Origin of the sequence: Tepidiforma sp., from assembly GCF_034433535.1 — a bacterium.
Classification (GTDB): Bacteria; Chloroflexota; Dehalococcoidia; order Tepidiformales; family Tepidiformaceae; genus Tepidiforma.
Genome location: NZ_DAOUAO010000090.1, coordinates 1 through 4,533, shown reverse-complemented (window position 1 = coordinate 4,533; position 4,533 = coordinate 1). Strand labels below are relative to the sequence as shown.

General features: G+C 66.8%; 4 protein-coding genes and 1 pseudogene. 1 reads left to right on the top strand and 4 read right to left on the bottom strand.

What is annotated here, in order from left to right:
• The coding region (locus tag VAE46_RS05100) for an MGMT family protein (protein ID WP_322795838.1) at positions 1-311 on the top strand (311 nt) is incomplete at its 5' end.
• 72 nt (positions 312-383) lie between these two features.
• Here VAE46_RS05100 and VAE46_RS05095 read toward each other — a convergent pair.
• From VAE46_RS05095 to VAE46_RS05080, 4 genes and pseudogenes are all read right to left on the bottom strand, one after another.
• A complete protein-coding gene (locus VAE46_RS05095; RefSeq protein ID WP_322795837.1) occupies positions 384-2,096 on the bottom strand; it encodes an ABC transporter substrate-binding protein in 1,713 nt (570 codons plus the stop codon).
• A gap of 56 nt (positions 2,097-2,152) precedes the next feature.
• Positions 2,153-3,085 carry an ABC transporter permease gene (locus tag VAE46_RS05090; protein ID WP_416223944.1) on the bottom strand — a complete coding sequence of 311 codons (933 nt, stop codon included), beginning with the start codon at positions 3,083-3,085 and terminating at the stop codon, positions 2,153-2,155.
• A complete protein-coding gene (locus VAE46_RS05085) occupies positions 3,082-4,029 on the bottom strand; it encodes an ABC transporter permease (protein ID WP_322795835.1) in 948 nt (315 codons plus the stop codon). The genes VAE46_RS05090 and VAE46_RS05085 overlap by 4 nt, the downstream gene beginning before the upstream one ends.
• A 128-nt stretch (positions 4,030-4,157) precedes the next feature.
• A pseudogene (locus VAE46_RS05080) lies at positions 4,158-4,533 on the bottom strand (hypothetical protein); the annotation flags it as partial.

Below are 4,533 nucleotides of genomic sequence, written 5' to 3'. Positions count from 1 at the left end.
GCGCGCTCGAAGCCACTCCGCTCGACCTCCCGCCCGACCTGCCCGCAGCCACCCGCGCCGTCCTGCTGACTCTACGTGAAGTCCCGCCCGGCGAAACCCGCAGCTACGGCTGGCTCGCCCGTCGTGCAGGACTCGGCCCGGCCGGTGCCCGGGCCGTGGGCGCCATCATCGGCGCCAATCCCCTGCCGCTCTGGCTCCCCTGCCACCGCATCGTCGCCGCCGATGGCTCGCTCCACGGCTTCGCCGGCGGCCTCGCCATGAAGCGTCAGCTCCTCCAGCACGAAGGCGCCCTGCCTCCCGCCATGGCCTGAGCGCAGCGCGGCTGGCACAGCAAAGGGGCGCCCCCAGGGGACGCCCCGCTGCACCGCCAGCCAGCGAAGGCTTCAGGCGTCCCGCCAGGCCTTCATCAGGTGCGTGTACGGGAACCAGCTCGTCGGCCGGTAGTTCTCGATGTTCGCATCCCAGAAGTAGGTTCGCGTGTCCGTCGAGAAGTAGATTTCGTACTGCTCCTCGGCCACGTGCTCCTCGATCTGCCGCACCGTCTGCAGGCGCTCCTCCCACACAAACTGGCCGCGCTGCTTGTCCATCAGTTCCTCGAGCTTCGGATCGTTCACGTACGAAAGGTTGATGCGGCCGCGCTGGGGCTTCATCGTGAACCGTTCCGTCACGTAGTCGAGCCAGTAGGCCACCGCCCGCGGGCTGTGGCCCATGCCTTCGTACTGGCCCTGGTACGTGGTCGAGATGTACTGCGCGTAGGGCTTCGTCACGTCCGTGATGTTGATGCCCAGCTGCTTCAGCTGCGCCTGCGCGAGCGTCGCAGTGTCCACGTACGCCTGCGTGTAGATGGCTGCGTCAGCGTGCTCCCACGTCGTCTCGATCGTGTTCCCTTCGCCGATCGCCGCCGCAAGCAGCTTCTTCGCCTCGGCCAGGTTGTACTCCCAGTACTTCGCCTGGGGCAGATCCTTGACCTGCCGCGCCCACGGGTAGCCCACAAAGTACAGCTGGTCCGGGACGCCCTCGCCCTTCGAAATGGCGTCCCGGATCGCCTTCCGGTTCAGCGCCATCGAGATCGCCTGCCGCACCCGCTTGTCGTTGAACGGCGGCTTGTCCGTTCGCAGGTAGATGTACCCGCCGATACCCTGCGTCTCCTCGAACTTCGCATCCGGCCGGGCAGCCTTCAGCTGGTCGCGCTCCGTCGGCAGGAACAGCCACGTCAGGTTCACCTGCTTCGAAGAGAAGTCCGCCACCCGCTTCGCCTGGTCCGTCACGATGAGCGCCGTCACCTCGTCGAAGTACGGGTACGGCTTGTCGAAGTAGTCCGGGTTCTTCTTGTAGGTCAGGCTGACGCCCGTCTTGAACTCCGTATGCAGGAACGGCCCCGAACCAATCATCTTCGTCGCCACATCGGGCGATTCCGCCCATTCCTGCGGGCAGATCCACGCGCCCAGGTTCCCGCCCAGGTAGAACACAAGGTCCGCGTACGGCTGCTTCGTCGTGATGCGCACCGTCTGGTCGTCCGGCGTCTCCACCTTGTCGATGAACGCCAGGCCCGTCTTGTGCACCGACTTTTCGTAGTTCTTGTATCGGTCGTAGGCGTACGCGATGTCCTTCGAGGTTACCGCCCGCCCGTTCACCGGCGGCACGTTGTGAAACTTCGCGTTCGGCTTCAGCTTGATCACGAACGTCAGCTGATCGGGCTGCTCCGGCATCGCCTGCGCGAGGTCCGGCTCCATCGAGTTGTCGGCCGGCGCCACATCCGGGGTCCCTGCCTTGAACCGGAACAGTTTCGAGTAGCTCAGCCCGTGGTTATACGCCGCCACAAACGATGTCTGCGTGTACGGGTCAAGGCTCGGCGGCTGCGACGAAATCTGGAACGTCAGGCTCCCGCCCGGCTTCGGCTGCTTCGCCGGCGTCGGCGTTGCCGCCGCCGTCGGCAACAGCCCCGGCCCGGAGCCGCCGTCGTCATCATCGTCGTCGCCCCCGCCGCAGCCCACGAGGGCGTACGCCGCCGCCCCCATCCCGGCCAGCGCCGACCCCCGCACCGCCGCCCGGCGGCTCACCTTCCGCCGGAGCCAGTAGTTCTCGCGTTTCTCCATGGTCCTGTCCTTTCCCCTTCGTCTGGAAGCAGCAGCGCTGCGATTTCCCACATCTATTACGACGATTGACGCAATCTTGGATCCAGCACGTCCCGGAGCGCATCCCCGAACAGGTTGAACGCCAGCACCGCCAGGCTGATCGCCGCGCCCGGGACCACCGCCGTCCACCACGCCTCCAGCCACTCCTGCCGCGTGTCCTGCAGCATCGCCCCCCAGCTGGGATGCGAGGCGTCGGCGATGCCGAGGCTCAGGAAGCTCAGGGCCGCCTCCGCCAGGATCGCATTCCCAACCTGGATGCTCGCAATCACGATGATCGGCGCCGTCACATTCGGCAGCACGTGCCGCAACATGATCCGGAGCGGCCCGTTCCCGACGCACTCCGCCGCCTCCACATACTGCAGATTGCGAATGCTCAGCACCGAACCCCGCACAATCCGCGCCGTCGTCGGCGCAATGATGATCCCGATCGCCAGGCTCACCATCAGGAAGGAACGCGCGCTGTATCCCTTCTCCGGGTTGAAAATCGAAAGGAAGAAAATCGCCAGGACCAGCGGCGGGAATCCCAGCACCACCTCGATCGCCCGGCTCACGAGCATGTCCACCCATCCCCGGAAGAACCCCGCCACCATCCCCAGCACCGTCCCCAGGACCGTCCCGATGGCCACCGCGGCGAAGCCGATGCCCAGCGAAATTCGGCTCCCGATGATGACCCGGCTGAACATGTCCCGGAACAGGTTGTCCGTCCCGAACGGATGACTCAGGCTCGGCGGCTGGAGCCGCGGGTTCTTCACCGGGTCCACTGCATCCGCAGCCTGCGGAGCGAGCGCGTCCGCCCCGATCGCCACCAGGATCAGAAGCACACATACCACCCCGGCGGCCGCGCCAAGCGGCTTCTGCCTGGCCGTCCGCCACAGCCGCGACAGCGCTCCCGGCCGCCGCCGGAACTCCGCGCCAGCCCGAACCGGTACAGCCGCCTCGGCACCCGTCATGTGTAGCGGATCCTCGGGTCGAACCACGCGTAGCTCAGGTCGACCAGCAGATTGATCGTGACCAGCATCGCGGCGAAGAAGAGCACCAGCCCCTGCACCTGCGGGTAGTCCTTGATCGTCACCGAGGTAAACGTCAGCAGCCCCAGCCCGGGCAGCGAGTAGATGTTCTCCAGCACCACGGTCCCGCCCAGCAGCACCCCGAACTGAAGCCCGAACAGCGTCACCACCGGGATCATCGCGTTCTTCAGCGCGTGCCGGTAAATCACCAGCCGCTCCCGCAGCCCCTTCGCCCGCGCCGTGCGGATGTAGTCCTGCCGGAACACCTCCAGCATCGAAGACCGCATCACCCGCGCCAGGCTCGCGCTCAACGCCAGCCCCAGCGAAATCGCCGGCAGGTACAGCTGCTCCAGGTTCTTGAGCGGGTCCTCCCAGATGTCCACATAACCGACCGGCGGCGCATACCCCCACCACTTCGCGGGGAACACGATCAGCATCGTCCCCAGCCAGAACCCGGGGATGCTCAGCCACCCAATCGAAAGCACCCGGAGCACGTAATCGAGCGCAGTGTCCTGCCGAACCGCGCTGACCACGCCCACCGGCACCGCCACCACCAGCGCGAACAGCGTCGAAAGCAGCGTCAGCTCCACCGTCAGCGGAATCCGCGTCCGTATCTCCTCCCACACGTCCCGCTTGCTGATGATCGTCGTCCCCCAGTCCCCCGTCAGCACGCCGCCCATATACGTGAGGTACTGCGTCACCAGCGGCTCATCCAGCCCCAGGTCCGCCCGGATAGCGTTGCACTGTTCCTCCGAAACGTCCGGCGTGTTCAACACGATCTTGCAGACGTCCCCGGGGATCATCCGGACGGCAGTGAACACCACGATGCTGATGACGAACAGCACCACCAGCGCGAGGAGCACACGCTTCGCAAGGTACTGGCCCATTCCCCCTGCCTTCCCATCCCGGCCGGTGCTGCCGCCGGCCGAGGGGATGCGGCATTCTGGAAAATCGCACCGGGCGCGTCAATCTCTATCCCGCCAATAGTTAAGGCCTATCAAGCGAACGGCTCGAGTCACCGCAGGCGGGTCACCGGGCGAAGAACCAGCAGCGCCGCCGCCCCAATGGCCACGCACAGCGCCGCGCTCGAAACGAGCGTCGGCCGCGGCCCCCAGAGGCTCGCCTGCACCCCCGCCTGCAGGTAGCCCACCGGGACGCTCGCCGAGAACGCCAGCCCGTACATGCTCATAACCCGCCCCATCATCGACCGCTCCGCCGTCTCCTGCAGCAGCGCCACCGCGAAGTTGATGAAGATCGCCGGCCCCACCACGCCTGCCGCGGCCAGGAACGCCGCGCCCACCCACGGGTTCGGCGCGAGCCCGTACCCCAGCGTCATTGCCGGCCCCAGCACCAGCGAACCGGCCAGCAGCAGCCCCCTCCGCCGCACCCGG

Coding starts and splice junctions, on each gene's coding strand:
- VAE46_RS05090 (WP_416223944.1), bottom strand. CDS start 3,085: ATGACGGGTGCCGAGGCGGCTGTACCGGTTCGGGCTGGCGCGGAGTTC.
- VAE46_RS05085 (WP_322795835.1), bottom strand. CDS start 4,029: ATGGGCCAGTACCTTGCGAAGCGTGTGCTCCTCGCGCTGGTGGTGCTG.
- VAE46_RS05095 (WP_322795837.1), bottom strand. CDS start 2,096: ATGGAGAAACGCGAGAACTACTGGCTCCGGCGGAAGGTGAGCCGCCGG.